Genomic DNA, 14,342 nt, shown 5'->3' with positions numbered 1-14,342 from the left:
ATCAATACTCCGTCTTTTTTAATTTCCTAAGTTGCTTTTGTGTCATTTGCATTTCTGCCCACCATGAGTCAGGTGCTTCAATTTCACCACGACCATTAATGTATGGGCGAGGCAGGCCTTTTCGACGAGAAACTTCTGCTAAGACTGGATATCCACCTTCAAATAGCAGAATTTGTTGTTGTTCTTCTGTCAAGGTGCTCTCTGTTCGATTATACATACCTGCAGTCTGACGTTGTCGTTGTGCTTCATATAAAATTAAAGCACTGGCAACCGAAACATTCAATGATTGCACCATACCCATCATAGGAACAATGATATCTTGATCGGCAAGCGCTATCGCATCTTGTGAGATACCTGTTTTTTCTTGTCCCATAATAATACAAGTTGGGCGAGTGTAATCAATCTCACGAAAATCGACGGCTTTATCTGAGAGATGTGTCGCAAGAACTTGCATACCTTGATTACGAAAGGTACCTATGGCATCAGCGATTGAGGGGTGCGTTTCTACATTGACCCAACTGTTACTTCCTGCTGCCGGTGATACAAGCATTCGCATTTTTTCTTCAGGCCAAATAGCATGAATTTTAGGAATACCCACGGCATCAGCTGTTCTTATAACAGCTGCCACATTATGAGATTTATGTACTTCTTCAAGGCAAACTGTCAGGTCAGGTTGCCGCATCGCCATCATTTGGCAGATGCGGGCATATCGAATTGAATTCATGGCTAATTTTTATTACGACTAACGCGCAGAACGTCAGGCATGATGCGAAGTTTGCGCATGATATTGGCTAATTGAATTCGGTCTTTCGCTGTTAAGCGAATAAAAGCACAATAAACACGGCCATCTTTCTCTTCAGTATTCATGCTTTGAATACTTGAGTTTGCATCATTAATTGCAGCGGTTAAGTTTGCTAATGCACCTTGGTGGTTAATCATATCGACTTTAATTTCAGTAATGAAATCACTGTTGATCTCTTTATCCCACTCGACAGGCATGAATTTTTCAGGCTCTTTTTGATAGCCACGAATATTACGGCAAGATTCATGGTGAATAACTAAGCCTTTTCCTGGGCTAATATGTGCCACGATAGGATCACCCGGAATAGGGCGACAACATTTAGCAAAGGAGATTAATACGCCATCGGCACCTTTAATTGGCAGTTTAGGTGTTTCATCATTAGTTGCATTTGTTGGTGCGTTATCATCTTGATTTTGAGTATCAATTAATAAATTACGCGCGACAACAACACTCATGGTGTTACCTAAGCCAATCTCAGCCATTAAGTCATCAATGGAATGGAGCTTCATTCGCTTCAATTCACGCTCAATATTCTCGGCTGAAATATCAGCGAGCTTATGCTCACCTAAAGCGTGATTCAATAAACGGCGACCTAAATTAATAGAGTCTTCACGTTTTAAATTTTTCAGAAGTTGGCGAATTTTAGAACGAGCTCTTGAGCTGACGACAAAATTTAGCCAAGCTGCGTTCGGTCGTGCACCTGGAGCAGTAATAATTTCAACTGTTTGTCCTGTGCGTAGCGATTGTGAAAGAGGATAAGGTTGTCTATCAACTCTTGCGCCCACACACGCATGACCAATATCAGTATGTACAGCATAAGCAAAATCGACAGGAGTCGCGCTCGTTGGTAATTCAACAATGCGACCTTCTGGAGTGAAAACGTAGATTTCATCAGGAAAAAGATCTGATTTTACGTTTTCGATAAATTCAAATGAGCTACCCGCGCTTTGTTGCAATTCAAGTAGGCTTTGCATCCAGCGTTGAGCTCTTACTTGTGCGGTTGTGCCCGGTTGTTCACCTTGCTCTTTATAAGCCCAATGAGCTGCAACCCCCATTTCAGCCATTTGATCCATATCTTCAGTACGAATTTGCACTTCAACTGGCACGCCATGAGGGCCAATAAGTGATGTATGAAGAGATTGATAGCCGTTGGCTTTAGGGATGGCAATATAGTCTTTAACTCGCCCCGGACGTGGTTTATAAAGACTGTGCATTTGACCCAATACGCGATAACAGGTATCAACTTCTTTCACGATAACGCGAAAGGCATAGATATCCATAATCGAGTGAAAGCGTTGCTCTTTTAGCAACATTTTGCGATAGATAGAGTAGAGGTGTTTTTCGCGACCGTTAACTTTGCATTCAATATGCGCTTCTGTTAGGCGACCTTCAATTTCAGAGAGGATTTTATTAATCATCTCTTTGCGGTTACCTCGAGCAGCCTTAACAACTTCTTTTATAACACGGTAACGATTAGGGTGTAGCGCCTCGAAACCCAGCTCTTCAAGCTCTGTTTTGATATGATGTATACCTAAACGATGTGCCAAAGGGCTATAGATTTCGAGTGTCTCGCGAGCAATACGGCGACGTTTATCTGGGCGTAATGAACCCAGTGTGCGCATATTGTGAGTTCGGTCTGCCAGTTTGATTAAAATGACGCGAATATCTTTTACCATCGCCATAATCATTTTACGGAAATTTTCAGCCTGAGCCTCTTTTTTGTCTCTAAACTTTAATTTGTCCAGTTTAGAAACACCTTCAACAAGATCGGCCACCGTACTACCAAATAGGTTTTCGATATCTTGGAAGGTTGCAGGCGTATCTTCGATAACATCATGCAACAACGCCGCCATAAGCGTTTGGTGGTCTAATCGCATATCTGCGAGAATACACGCAACCGCAACAGGGTGAGTTATATAAGGCTCACCACTTGAACGAGTTTGTCCCTCGTGGGCATTTCGGGCGACGATAAAGGCTTTTTTAAGTTGTTCAACTTGCTCCGATGGCAAGTATTTTTGAACGATTTGATTCAGGCTTTCAAACAGGTACAAGGCAGACCTACCCCTATTTTATAAAACGATTAACGACGACCTTCCGCAATCGCTGAAACAGCTTGTAATTCTGCTGCTTCTTGCTCTTGCTGCTCTTGACGTTCACGAGCATCAAGAATTTTACCGTTAATCAGGCCTTCTTCGATCTCACGTAGCGCGACAACAGTCATTTTATCATTTTCTTCTGGAACTAAAGGATCTTTAGCGCCAACTTGTAACTGGCGCGCACGACGTGCTGCGACCAGAACGAGGTCAAAACGGTTACCAATTTTTTCTACAGCGTCTTGAACGGTTACGCGTGCCATATTTGTGTTACTCCACCATTAACGAAATGACTGGGCATAATACTGAAAGTTAACTCAGTCTGCCAATAATTTGCTGATTAAATCACCATGTCGTAGCGTTTGACGATCAAGGCGTAATTTTTCTGAACGAATAATTGATTGTAAATCAGCAAGCGCAGTATTGAAATCATCATTAATCAGCAAATAATCATACTCATTAAAATGCTCCATTTCTGATACAGCTTGTGACATACGTTTTGTAATCACTTCTTCGCTATCTTGGCCACGTCCACGAAGTCGGCGGTAAAGCTCTTCTTTTGACGGTGGCAGAATAAAAATACTACGAGCTTCTGGCATCGCTTTACGCACTTGTTGTGCGCCTTGCCAATCAATATCTAAAAAAACATCAACACCACTGGCTAAGATTTCTTTGATAACTTTGCCGGATGTACCGTAGTAATTACCAAAAACACAAGCATGTTCGAGGAAATCGCCACTCTCTATCATGCTTTTAAATTCTTCTTCAGTGACAAAGAAGTAATGTTCACCATGGCTTTCTCCCGGTCTCATAGGGCGAGTGGTATGGGAGACAGAAACCTGCGTGTCATATAAAGGCTGTGTTTTTAACAGCGCTTGAATAAGACTTGATTTACCCGCACCGCTTGGAGCGGAAACAATATAAAGAGTTCCTTGGATCATGATGACTTTCTGAATTTGACTGGAGAATTAAGTATAAATACATGTTTAGGGAGCAAATCCCCCATATAGTATACACATACAATGAATGACATACAGTGCCCATGTTTAATACAGGGATATTTTTTTCTTATTACGTTCTCTTTTTTAATTAGAAAATAAGAGAAAAATTAAACTATGCCAATATTAACATACAATTAAAGGCTCAGTGATAGGAATTACCTTTTATCATAATAGTGAAAAGAAATTATATTTTGAGATACCCCACAGAATCAAAAATAACCGCTGTTGTTAAAACAGCGATTCGTTAATCTTGATTCTCGTAATTAAAGACAGGTAGGCCCAATTTATAACGAATAGCGAGAAGTCGAGCCGTTAACCCAGCAACAAGGGTAATGATGATAATAACGTCTCTTGGTAATGGTGTATAAAACAGTAATCCCATATAAAGCCACGCAGCACCAAAAGCGATACCGGCATAAATTTCTTTTTGGAAAACTAAAGGAATGGTATTACAGAGCATATCCCTTAATACACCACCAAAAGCCCCTGTAATCACCGCGGCAATAGCAGCAATAATTGGGCCATATTCCATATCGAGTGCGATTTGTGCGCCGATAATAGAGAAAACCATTAGACCGATGGCGTCTAGGATAAGAAAGAGTCGCTGTAAGTGTTTCATCATGGGGGCAACCCACATGGTGATAACAGCAGCACATGCAACAGTGACGATATATTCAGGGTGTTTTACCCAACCCAGTGGGTAATGGCCGAGTAGAATGTCTCTGACAGAGCCACCACCAATGGCAGTTGCAGAGGCGATAATAATTACGCCAAAAACATCCATTTTACGACGGCCAGCAGCAAGCGCACCCGTCATGGCTTCTGCAGTAATACCAATAATATAGAGAACACTAAGTAACATGATTTTCTAATTTTCTGACTATTTAGTGAGGATAGAGTAATTACCTTGCGAAAAAGTCTCGACTGAATTTTTTTAGTGCCAGGTAAAATTAATTAGTTTTTATAATGTGGAAATTTATTTCCCGATAAGGATAAATATGTCTTTTCAGGAACACCAGATTACGTTTGATAGCCGTCATCATCAGTTAACCAATATAAATGTTTGGACACCAGATAGCCAGTGGTTAGTCTATGATGTACGTCCCAATGGAGGATCTTTTACAGGTCTAACCATAGAAAAAATTCATGCGAAAACAAAACAGCAACAGATAATTTACACTGCAACACAAGGAGCATATGTTGGTGTGGCTACAGTATGCCCAACTGAACCTGTGCGTTATGCTTTTATTCATGGGCCTGAAAATCCAGATGATGAATGGCATTATGATTTTCATCATCGTCGCGGAGTGATTGTTGATGAGTCAGCGCAAAATCGTGCTTTTAATATCGATGCATGTTCACTGACCTCCCCATATCAAGCTGGTGCATTACGTGGGGGGACTCATGTTCATGTATTTAGCCCTGACGGTTTACGTTTAAGTTTTACATATAACGATCATATTATGCATGAATTGGGTAGTGAATATGATCAACGTAATGTGGCGGTTGCTGTGCCACTAAAAGCGGTAAATGTCGCTAAAAAACATCCTCGTGAATATGATGGTGAATATTTTTGCACTGTAATAAGCCAAACTGTTGCTCACCCACAAAAGGGAAGTGACGAAATTAATAAAGCTTATGAAGAGTGCTGGGTTGGTACTCAGGGCTATACAAAGGCTGATGGTTCACAACAACGCTGGGCAATTGCTTTTATTGGCGATACTGTGAGTGAACAAGGCGATAAAGTTTCTGATATTTTTTTAGTGGATTTACCTGATGATAATCACGCTTTCAGTATTGAAGGTGATAAGCCATTGGCAGGAACTGACACAACAATGCCAGCGGTGGCTAAAGGTATTTATCAAATACGGCTAACAAATACAGCTAATAGAAAATACGCAGGTGTTTTAAATCAGCCTCGCCACTGGCTAAGAAGCTCCCCAAAAGGTGATGCCATTGCTTTTTTAATGAAAGATGATAGTGGTGTTGTGCAGTTATATACAGTCTCGCCAAGTACGAAAGAGATAAAACAAGTTACCTCTCAGAATTGGGATATTCAGTCAGCCTTTACATGGAATAGTAACGGACAATATATCACCTTTATTTGTGATAACAGTGTGATGTTATGTAATGCAAAAACGGGTGAACTAACACGATTAACAGAAAAAACAGCACAAGCACCAAGTAGTGATGCAGTCGTATTCTCTCCGAATGACCAATATATTGCATTTATGCGTGATGTTGATGGTTATCGCCAGATATTTACAGTAGAGACTGGAATTTAATATTAAACAAATAAGAGTATTAATATCATTATTAATACTCTTATTTTAATAAAAAACTTCTTGATGTTCTAAATAAAAATTAAGTTAGGTCCCTAATGAAAAATGATATTTTTCAAAGTTAATAATTAATTAAAATAGAATGGATTTTATTTTGTTCATTATTAAAGGGGATAAATATTATGTATGAGGAATATACAACGCAAGCTTTGCCTTCTAAAAAGTATAGAGAATTACTCGGAACTTGTTTTTGTGTATTTAATTCAAATAATAACTTTGTTATAGAAAACATCTTAAGATTAGATAAAAAATATTCTTGGCATATACTTATTGATAAAGAAACAGGACAGTTACTTGATGATGTAAAACAAACGATTAATCAAATATCAGGTCTCGAAATAGCTGATCGATTTTATGAAGTCATGGAAATGAGAAATAGGTTAGTACATTCATATCAAGTTAGTGCAGAAGATTGTGATGTTTCTGATGATGAAGATAATCAAATATTAGCGACAAAATACAGCAATGGTAAACAAGAATATATTACAGAAGATTTTTTATTTTATTTTATAGATAAAAATAAAGAATTATCAGAACGACTCTATGAGTTAAGAGATTTATAATTAAGTGTCTATTTTCATGCTTATAAAAAACCGATACCCTATAAGAGTATCGGTTTTTATTTCAAACAATATTCTATTCTTTATTGTAAAACAGAAATATCCGCGACTTTTAAGAATAGTTCACGTAATTGGCTTAACATAGTTAAACGGTTGATACGAACCGCTTCGTCTTCATCCATTACCATAACTTTATCAAAGAAGTTATTGACCACATCACGTAATGAAGCTAGTTCAACTAATGCTTCTTGATATTTACGCTCTGCAAATAATGGTGCCAACTTATCTTGTAATACAGAAAGATTCGCCGCTAATTGAACTTCTTCTGGTGCTTTTAATACGGAAGCTAAAACAGTGTCATTCAGTTTTACGTTAGCAGATTTTGCTAAAATATTAGAAACACGTTTATTGGCTTCTGCTAACGCAGAGGCTTCTTCTAATGTACGGAAATAAGTTACTGCTTTAACACGAGCATTGAAGTCAGCAGGTTGTGTTGGACGACGTGCTAATACAGCTTGAATAGTATCAATGCTGTAACCTAATTCTTGATACCAAGAACGGAAACGGCCTAACATAAATTCAACTACATCACTAACGACATTTTTATTCGTCAGTTTGTCACCGTAAAGGCGAACAGCTTCTTGCGTTAATTCTTCAATATCTAACGGTAAATCTTGCTCAACGATAATACGTAAAACACCCAATGATGCACGACGTAGAGCAAATGGATCTTTATCCCCTTTCGGATGTTGACCAATGCCGAAAATACCCGCAAGTGTGTCCATCTTCTCTGCGATAGCGAGGGCGCTAGCAACAGGATTAGAAGGTAATTCATCGCCTGCAAAACGAGGCTGATATTGTTCTTTTAGTGCAACAGCAACTTCTTCGGCTTCACCATCATGACGTGCATAATGCATACCCATAACACCTTGAGTATCTGTGAATTCGAACACCATATTGGTCATTAAGTCACATTTTGACAATAAACCTGCACGGGTTGCCTTATTAACATCAGCACCCATTTTGCTCGCAATAAAGCCAGCTAATGCTTGAATACGGTCTGTTTTATCACGCAGTGTGCCTAAATCTTTCTGGAATAATACGGTTTCAAGGCGTGGTAAGTTATCTTCTAAACGTTGTTTTCGGTCAGTTTTAAAGAAGAACTCTGCATCAGCTAAGCGAGGACGTACTACTTTTTCGTTACCACTAATGATCTGTTGTGGATCAGAAGATTCAATATTAGTGACGAAAATAAAGTTAGGTAACAACCCACCTTGTTTATCATAAACAGGGAAGTATTTTTGGTCACCTTTCATGGTGTAAACCAGTGCTTCAGCAGGAACGGCAAGGAATTTTTCCTCAAATTTTGCTGTTAACACAACCGGCCATTCAACCAATGAAGTGACTTCTTCCACTAAGCTATCGCTTAAATCTGCGATACCGCCAAGTTTTTCAGCAGCAAGACGAGCATCATGAAGAATAATTGATTTACGCGTTTCGTAATCAGCAATAACTTTTCCGCGCTCATAAAGAATTTCAGGATACTGATCTGCATTATCAATAGTGAACTCAGCTTCACCCATAAAGCGATGACCACGAATAATACGATCGCTTTGGATACCTAAAATTTCACCATCAATAACAGTATCACCTAATAATAAAGTGACAGTATGAACAGGACGTACAAAGTGAGTTTCTTTATCGCCCCAGCGCATTAATTTTGGAATTGGTAATTTGGATAATGCTGTGCTTACCATGCCAATCAGTAATTGGTTAACAGCTTCACCTTTTACTTCTGCACGATAAAATAACCACTCGCCTTTATCTGTTGATAAGCGTTCTGCCTGGTCAACAGTAATGCCATTACCTCTTGCCCAACCTTCAGCTGCTTTGGTTGGTTTACCTTCAGCGTCAAATGCTTGAGCAATTGCAGGACCACGTTTTTCAATGGTTCTATCTGCTTGCGATTTCGCCATATTAGCTACTTTAATGGCTAAACGGCGAGGTGCTGCAAACCAAGATACATCACCATGAGTGATATTGGCGTTGTCCAGCTCTGCAGTAAAATTAGCAGCAAAAGATTCGGCTAAAGAACGAAGCGCTTTCGGCGGTAATTCTTCCGTGCCGATTTCCACGAGGAAAGTCTCAGTTGTCATGATAGCCTCTTACTTTTTACACATAGGGAAACCAAGCGCTTCACGAGAAGCATAATATGCTTCAGCAACCGCTTTGGTTAAAGTACGGATACGTAAAATATAACGCTGACGCTCTGTCACAGAGATAGCTTTACGTGCATCCAATAAGTTAAAGGTGTGTCCTGCTTTTAAGATACGTTCATAGGCAGGTAAAGGCAGAGGTTTTTCTAACTCTAACAACTCGCGGGCTTCTTTTTCATACTGTTCAAAGCAAGAGAACAAGAAGTCTACATCAGCATATTCAAAGTTATAGGTTGATTGCTCAACTTCGTTTTGATGATAGATATCACCGTAGGTGGTTTTACCTAATGGTCCATCACACCAAACTAAATCATAGACGCTATCTACGCCTTGAATATACATGGCAAGGCGCTCTAAACCGTAAGTAATTTCGCCTGTAACAGGTTTACACTCTAATCCACCCACTTGTTGGAAGTAGGTAAATTGCGTGACTTCCATGCCGTTGAGCCAAACTTCCCAGCCTAAGCCCCAAGCACCGAGTGTTGGGTTTTCCCAGTTATCTTCTACAAAACGAATATCATGGATAGTTGGGTCTAAACCTAACTCTCTTAAAGAGCCAAGATACAGTTCTTGAATGTTATCAGGTGATGGCTTAATGATAACTTGGAATTGGTAATAGTGCTGTAAACGGTTAGGGTTTTCACCGTAGCGTCCGTCAGTTGGGCGACGTGAAGGTTGTACATAAGCCGCAGCAATAGGCTCTGGCCCTAATGCTCGTAAGCAGGTCATTGGGTGTGATGTGCCGGCACCCACTTCCATATCTAATGGTTGGACAATGGTACAGCCCTGGCGAGCCCAGTAATCCTGTAGTGTCAGGATAAGACCTTGAAAGGTTTTGGTATCAAACTTTTGCATGTTATATCCGCATGGCGATACATAGAATAAAAAGAAAGGTTTCAGTATACCTTCTAGACGAAAGATATACAGCAAGGAATGCGGGCAATTTTCCCTCGATCAAAAAAATAATCCTTTAATTGACTTTATGACTATGCTCAAAGAATTAGATTGAATTTTTTTTCACCTATTTACATGTATATTTATACAGTATATAAGTAATGCTATTGAAAGTTATTGATAACAAGGAATGAGTGAATGAGTAAACAACGTTGCGATTGGGTAACCAATGATCCTGAATATTTGGCATATCACGACGATGAATGGGGAAAACCTGAACGAGATAAATACAAGCTTTTTGAAATGATTTGCCTTGAAGGCCAGCAAGCCGGGCTATCTTGGTATACCGTACTCAAAAAAAGAGAGGGTTATCGTCGCTGTTTCTTTGGTTTTTTACCTGAAAAAATAGCCAAAATGACAGAGAAAGATGTTGAAGCTCTATTACAAGACCCCGCGATTATCCGTCATCAAGGAAAAATTAATGCCATTATTAATAACGCGCGTGTTTTTATGGCAATGGAAGAGCAAGGTGACGATTTTAGCCAGTTTATTTGGCAATTTGTTGATAATAAACCAATTGTTAATCAGTGGGATGATATATCCCAAGTACCTGCGTCTACTGAAATCTCAGATAAGATGGCAAAAGCGTTAAAGAAAAAAGGCTTTAAATTTGTTGGTACAACAACTTGCTACGCTTTTATGCAAGCTGTTGGTATGGTGAATGACCATATTCTTTCTTGTTTTTGTCGTAAAGAATAGAGTGAAAACACCAATAAAAAGTAAAATGTGAGTTGAGTTATCTTTAACTTAATAATTTATTAGTTTTATATTTCAATATTTAAACCTGTATTAATATTCCTATTTTATCATTTCTATTATAACTATTGATGCAGATTAAAGCTCGCGGTATGGTATTTCTTAACGAGAAAGCAACATAGAAGATACCTGCAAAGATGACTCAATTATCACAATTCGGGCAAAAATTTGCTCAGCATTCAGGCATTGCTCGCTTGATGCAAGATTTAAACGAAGGAATACGGACACCAGGTGCCGTGATGTTGGGAGGCGGTAATCCTGCGCATATTCCTGAAATGGACAACTATTTTCGCCAGTTACTTAAAGAGATGACAGAAAATGGCACGTTAAGTGATGCAGTTTGTAACTATGATGGCCCGCAAGGCAAAGATGCTATGTTACAAGCGTTGGCGGTATGTTTAAAAGAGAAGTTAGGCTGGAATATTTCGGCAAAAAATATTGCATTAACCAATGGTAGCCAAAGCGCTTTTTTCTATTTGTTCAATTTATTAGGTGGAACAACCCCTGAAGGCAAGAAACGTAAAATTCTTTTTCCTATAGCACCTGAATATATCGGTTATGCCGATTCTGGATTAGAAGAAGATCTGTTTGTTGCAAATAAGCCAACTATAGAAATGTTGCCAAATGGGCAATTCAAATACCATGTTGATTTTGCTCATCTTGAAATTGGTGATGATATTGCGGCTATTTGTGTTTCTAGACCAACAAACCCAACGGGTAATGTTATTACCGATGACGAAGTTGAAAAGCTAGAGGATTTAGCTAAACGGCATAATATCCCTCTGATTATAGATAATGCTTATGGTGTTCCTTTCCCAGGTATTATTTTCACTCAAGCAACCCCTCGTTGGAATGACAATACAATTCTTTGCATGAGCCTGTCTAAGTTAGGTTTACCCGGCGCACGTTGTGGCATTATCATCGCCAGTGAAGAGTTGATTTCAGCCATTACAAATGTGAATGGTATTATTAGCCTTGCACCGGGTGGAATTGGGCCAGCAATGGCATTAGAAATGCTAAAACGTGATGATTTGATGCGACTATCTCAAGAGGTAATTGGGCCTTTTTATCATCAGCGTGTGCTTGAAACCATTGATATTATTCGCCGTTACTTACCTGAAGAACGTTGCCTTATTCATAAACCTGAAGGCGCTATTTTCTTGTGGCTATGGTTTAAAGACTTGCCTGTTTCTTGTGAAGAGTTATATCGTCGTTTGAAAAAACGTGGTGTATTAATGGTGCCGGGACATTACTTCTTTCCGGGATTAGAAGATTCATGGGATCATGCTCATCAATGTATGCGTATGAATTACGTACCTGAGCCTGAATTGATAGAGAAAGGAATAAAAATTCTGGCTGAAGAAATCGAGAACATCTATCAGCCAGTGAATATCTAATAAAAATGCCCCTTCAGCGAGAAGAAGGGGCAAAGACAATAACGAGGACTTTTGAGCATAAGTTTGACGGAAAGAAATTGATTACTAAACATTTAGCAATCCGTCTCAATCTAAATTTCTTAGCACGAGAACTATTAAAACAGACAATGATAAAATCTATGGCTTAAATAAGAGCCATTCATGGCCTTAATTATTCCTCTGCTAAGCAAAATGTGGATTTTAGTAACATATTTGGTTCAACTGATTAATATATTTATTATTTTTGCTACAAACTCCAGATGATAAGTGCCATTAATTGTGGCGTTATTATGCGTAAAAACATCGCTAAAGGATAAACGGTGGCATAAGAAAGTGCAGCAGCTCCACTTGAGCTATGTATTGAGTTTGCAAAGGCCAGAGCAGGTGGATCGGTCATTGAACCTGCTAACATTCCGCAAAGAGTTAAGTAATTAAGTTTAAAGAAGATCCTAGCTATGATCCCCACAATTAATAACGGTAATAGTGTAATAAGAATACCATAGCCAATCCAACTTAGTCCTTGGCCATAAATTAAGGTTTCAACAAATTCACCACCAGAATTTAGTCCTACTACGGCAAGAAACATGACAATGCCTAATTCACGTAATGCTAAGTTTGCACTTGGCGGCATAAACCAATAGAGCTTACCGAATGTCCCAATACGCCCTAAAATTAAGGCAACAACAAGAGGGCCACCAGCTAATCCTAATTTAAGGGCTACAGGAATACCGGGAATGAAAATAGGAATAGAACCAAGTAAAACCCCCAATCCAATACCAATAAAAACAGGTAGCATTTGAACTTGCTCTAATTTTTGACGAGCATTACCTAACAGGACCGTAATCGCCTCTATGGATTCAGGACGACCAACAACATTAAGAATATCCCCAAACTGCAACATGCTGTTATTGCTTGGAATTAGTTCGATACCGGCGCGGTTTAATCGAGTTACGACAACATCGTATTTTCTTTTAAGATCAAGATCTTTTAAACGCTTACTGAGTACGGAATCATTCGTTACAACGATCCGTACTGATTGTAGTAAATTGGTTGATGTTGAGAGCGATGCGTCAACTTCTTCGCCTAATACAAGGCGTACTTTATTAAGATCTTCTTTCGAACCAACAATATGCAATAAATCTCCTAACTGAATAATCGTTGATGGCATCGGCACCATAATATTATCACCACGTTTTAAACGAGAGCATACAATGGCGTCTTCATTGAGTAGTGGAATATCTTGCATTAATAAACCATCTAAATTGGGATTTTTAATGGCAATATTAATGGTATGTAGTGCCTCTTTAGTACTATTTTGCTGGTTACTAAAGGTTTTCGCTTCTTCATCAATGTTGATTTTAAAAAATACACGAATAAGCCACATAACTAACAATATGCCACAAATTCCCATAGGATAAGCCATAGCATAGCCCATCCCCATTTGCCCGACTAAAGCGGGATCAATATGTAAATCAGTGAGTATCTGTTGCCCAGCACCCAAAGATGGAGTATTGGTGACAGCACCAGAAAAAATACCCAAAATAATAGGCAAGGGAACATCAAATAAACGATAAATTGAGGCGGTGATGATAGAACCAAGAAGAATAATGAAAATTGCAAAGGCGTTGAGTTTTAATCCAGAAACACGTAATGAAGAGAAAAAGCCAGGGCCAACTTGAATACCGATGGTATAAACAAAAAGAATAAGACCAAATTCTTGAATAAAATGAAGAGTTTGTGCGTTGAGTAAAAGGTTATAGTGTTGAGCAAAATGCCCAATAATTATGCCACCAAAAAGAACGCCACCTATCCCTAGGCTGACTCGATAGATTTTGATATTGCCAATCCAAAGACCTAGAGCGCCTGCTAATGACAACATCACCATTGTTAATGCAATATCACTCATAAAAAAGATCCTATACTCAAAAAAATAAAAATTAAAAAATTGAGCTAAAACGATAAACCTATTTTGGCAAAGAACAAAGAAAGTCGCTGTGCCTTATCGCACAGATTCGGCATATATAAAGATCAAAAAAATAAAAAAGATAAATATAGAGTTAAAATGTTCCTTTAAAATAAAGATGGTTGAATTTTAATATCAGGGAAACATAATAATTAGTAATGTTATTATGTTTTTTTAATTAGATATAATAATATTTTTTACGCATACTTATTTATTTAATTATTGAAAAATTAAGCTATT

Annotated in this window: 12 protein-coding genes; 4 read left to right on the top strand and 8 right to left on the bottom strand. The window is 38.6% G+C overall.

The genetic code is table 11. From position 1 onward, the window contains the following. Position 1 precedes the first annotated feature (1 nt). The 5 genes from trmH to ABN256_RS11630 form a co-directional block, all read right to left on the bottom strand. Positions 2 to 724 (bottom strand): tRNA (guanosine(18)-2'-O)-methyltransferase TrmH, encoded by a 723-nt coding sequence (gene trmH / locus ABN256_RS11650; RefSeq protein ID WP_197269788.1) that lies wholly within the window; start codon positions 722 to 724, stop codon positions 2 to 4. A gap of 2 nt (positions 725 to 726) precedes the next feature. After that, a complete protein-coding gene (gene spoT, locus ABN256_RS11645; protein ID WP_072068820.1) occupies positions 727 to 2,853 on the bottom strand; it encodes a bifunctional GTP diphosphokinase/guanosine-3',5'-bis pyrophosphate 3'-pyrophosphohydrolase in 2,127 nt (708 codons plus the stop codon). Between the two features lie 29 nt (positions 2,854 to 2,882). Then, positions 2,883 to 3,158, bottom strand: coding sequence for a DNA-directed RNA polymerase subunit omega (rpoZ, locus tag ABN256_RS11640; RefSeq protein WP_006534607.1), 276 nt, complete (start codon positions 3,156 to 3,158; stop codon positions 2,883 to 2,885). Positions 3,159 to 3,212: 54 nt separating this feature from the next. Continuing rightward, positions 3,213 to 3,836, bottom strand: coding sequence for a guanylate kinase (gmk, locus tag ABN256_RS11635; protein WP_072068819.1), 624 nt, complete (start codon positions 3,834 to 3,836; stop codon positions 3,213 to 3,215). 304 nt (positions 3,837 to 4,140) lie between these two features. Then, positions 4,141 to 4,758 (bottom strand): trimeric intracellular cation channel family protein, encoded by a 618-nt coding sequence (locus ABN256_RS11630; protein ID WP_072068818.1) that lies wholly within the window; start codon positions 4,756 to 4,758, stop codon positions 4,141 to 4,143. A 136-nt stretch (positions 4,759 to 4,894) separates the two neighbouring features. Between ABN256_RS11630 and ABN256_RS11625 the strand changes: the two genes are divergently transcribed. Beyond that, positions 4,895 to 6,181, top strand: coding sequence for a YidR family protein (locus ABN256_RS11625; RefSeq protein WP_349439486.1), 1,287 nt, complete (start codon positions 4,895 to 4,897; stop codon positions 6,179 to 6,181). Positions 6,182 to 6,360: 179 nt separating this feature from the next. Next, positions 6,361 to 6,801, top strand: coding sequence for a selenium binding protein (locus ABN256_RS11620; RefSeq protein ID WP_196554377.1), 441 nt, complete (start codon positions 6,361 to 6,363; stop codon positions 6,799 to 6,801). 80 nt (positions 6,802 to 6,881) lie between these two features. Here ABN256_RS11620 and glyS read toward each other — a convergent pair whose 3' ends face one another. Continuing rightward, positions 6,882 to 8,954 (bottom strand): glycine--tRNA ligase subunit beta, encoded by a 2,073-nt coding sequence (gene glyS, locus ABN256_RS11615; RefSeq protein ID WP_115351126.1) that lies wholly within the window; start codon positions 8,952 to 8,954, stop codon positions 6,882 to 6,884. A gap of 9 nt (positions 8,955 to 8,963) precedes the next feature. After that, the gene (gene glyQ, locus ABN256_RS11610) at positions 8,964 to 9,869 is read right to left on the bottom strand and encodes a glycine--tRNA ligase subunit alpha (RefSeq protein WP_004246832.1); all 906 of its coding nucleotides are present in this window, start codon (positions 9,867 to 9,869) and stop codon (positions 8,964 to 8,966) included. 237 nt (positions 9,870 to 10,106) lie between these two features. Here glyQ and ABN256_RS11605 point away from each other — a divergent pair, with 237 nt between their 5' ends. Together ABN256_RS11605 and ABN256_RS11600 are read left to right on the top strand one after the other, a co-directional pair. Then, on the top strand, positions 10,107 to 10,667 hold the full coding sequence (locus tag ABN256_RS11605) for a DNA-3-methyladenine glycosylase I (RefSeq protein ID WP_196554376.1): 561 nt from the start codon (positions 10,107 to 10,109) through the stop codon (positions 10,665 to 10,667). A 194-nt stretch (positions 10,668 to 10,861) separates the two neighbouring features. Beyond that, complete coding sequence (locus ABN256_RS11600; RefSeq protein WP_072068813.1) at positions 10,862 to 12,121, top strand: valine--pyruvate transaminase; 1,260 nt, start codon at positions 10,862 to 10,864, stop codon at positions 12,119 to 12,121. Positions 12,122 to 12,386: 265 nt separating this feature from the next. Here the strand turns inward: ABN256_RS11600 and ABN256_RS11595 are convergent, their stop codons facing one another. Then, on the bottom strand, positions 12,387 to 14,045 hold the full coding sequence (locus tag ABN256_RS11595) for a putative transporter (RefSeq protein WP_197269791.1): 1,659 nt from the start codon (positions 14,043 to 14,045) through the stop codon (positions 12,387 to 12,389). Between the last annotated feature and the right edge of the window lie 297 nt (positions 14,046 to 14,342).

This window comes from Proteus sp. fly-1008 (assembly GCF_040140305.1).
GTDB classification, from domain to species: domain Bacteria; phylum Pseudomonadota; class Gammaproteobacteria; order Enterobacterales; family Enterobacteriaceae; genus Proteus; species Proteus vulgaris_B.
This window is presented reverse-complemented; position numbering and strand designations above follow the sequence as displayed.

Excerpts from the sequence above, each read along its gene's own strand:
- trmH (WP_197269788.1), bottom strand. The coding sequence starts at position 724 with ATGAATTCAATTCGATATGCCCGCATCTGCCAAATGATGGCGATGCGG.
- rpoZ (WP_006534607.1), bottom strand. The coding sequence starts at position 3,158 with ATGGCACGCGTAACCGTTCAAGACGCTGTAGAAAAAATTGGTAACCGT.
- gmk (WP_072068819.1), bottom strand. The coding sequence starts at position 3,836 with ATGATCCAAGGAACTCTTTATATTGTTTCCGCTCCAAGCGGTGCGGGT.
- ABN256_RS11630 (WP_072068818.1), bottom strand. The coding sequence starts at position 4,758 with ATGTTACTTAGTGTTCTCTATATTATTGGTATTACTGCAGAAGCCATG.
- ABN256_RS11625 (WP_349439486.1), top strand. The coding sequence starts at position 4,895 with ATGTCTTTTCAGGAACACCAGATTACGTTTGATAGCCGTCATCATCAG.
- ABN256_RS11620 (WP_196554377.1), top strand. The coding sequence starts at position 6,361 with ATGTATGAGGAATATACAACGCAAGCTTTGCCTTCTAAAAAGTATAGA.
- glyS (WP_115351126.1), bottom strand. The coding sequence starts at position 8,954 with ATGACAACTGAGACTTTCCTCGTGGAAATCGGCACGGAAGAATTACCG.
- glyQ (WP_004246832.1), bottom strand. The coding sequence starts at position 9,869 with ATGCAAAAGTTTGATACCAAAACCTTTCAAGGTCTTATCCTGACACTA.
- ABN256_RS11605 (WP_196554376.1), top strand. The coding sequence starts at position 10,107 with ATGAGTAAACAACGTTGCGATTGGGTAACCAATGATCCTGAATATTTG.
- ABN256_RS11600 (WP_072068813.1), top strand. The coding sequence starts at position 10,862 with ATGACTCAATTATCACAATTCGGGCAAAAATTTGCTCAGCATTCAGGC.
- ABN256_RS11595 (WP_197269791.1), bottom strand. The coding sequence starts at position 14,045 with ATGAGTGATATTGCATTAACAATGGTGATGTTGTCATTAGCAGGCGCT.